Here is a 476-nt window from a genome sequence, read left to right as displayed (position 1 = left end):
CGGCTACCTGTTCGTGCCGCTGGCCGAGGCGGTGATCTTCGCGATGATCGCCTCCTTCCTCCTGTCGCGCACCCTGGTGCCGACGATGGCCAACTACCTGCTGCGCCACGAGCATCACGACCACGGCGGCCACGATGCGCCGCGGAAGCGCAACATCTTCGCGCGGTTCCAGGCCGGATTCGAGCGCAACTTCGAGCGTCTGCGCCGGCGCTACCGGCAGGCGCTGCACGGGGCACTGGTGCGGCCGTGGCGCTTCATCGCCATCTTCATGACGCTGGTGCTGGCGTCGTTCGTGCTGGCGCCGTTCCTGGGCCAGAACTTCTTCCCCACCGTCGACGGCGGCCAGATCAAGCTGCATGTCAGCGCCCAGACCGGCACCCGCATCGAGGAGACCGCCCGCCTCGTCGGCCAGGTCGAGGCAACCGTCCGCAAGGTGATCCCCCCGGCCCAGCTGTCGTCGATCGTCGACAACATCG

At 68.3% G+C, this 476-nt stretch carries 1 protein-coding gene; it reads left to right on the top strand.

Features of this window, described 5'->3' with window-relative positions; translation table 11 throughout:
* On the top strand, positions 1-476 hold a 476-nt coding region (locus B8460_RS20500), incomplete at both ends, for an efflux RND transporter permease subunit (RefSeq protein WP_048863479.1).

Source organism: Acidisphaera rubrifaciens HS-AP3 (assembly GCF_000964365.1).
GTDB lineage: Bacteria > Pseudomonadota > Alphaproteobacteria > Acetobacterales > Acetobacteraceae > Acidisphaera > Acidisphaera rubrifaciens.
Note: the sequence above shows the minus strand (reverse complement) of the source record. Positions and strands in the feature narration are given on the sequence as shown.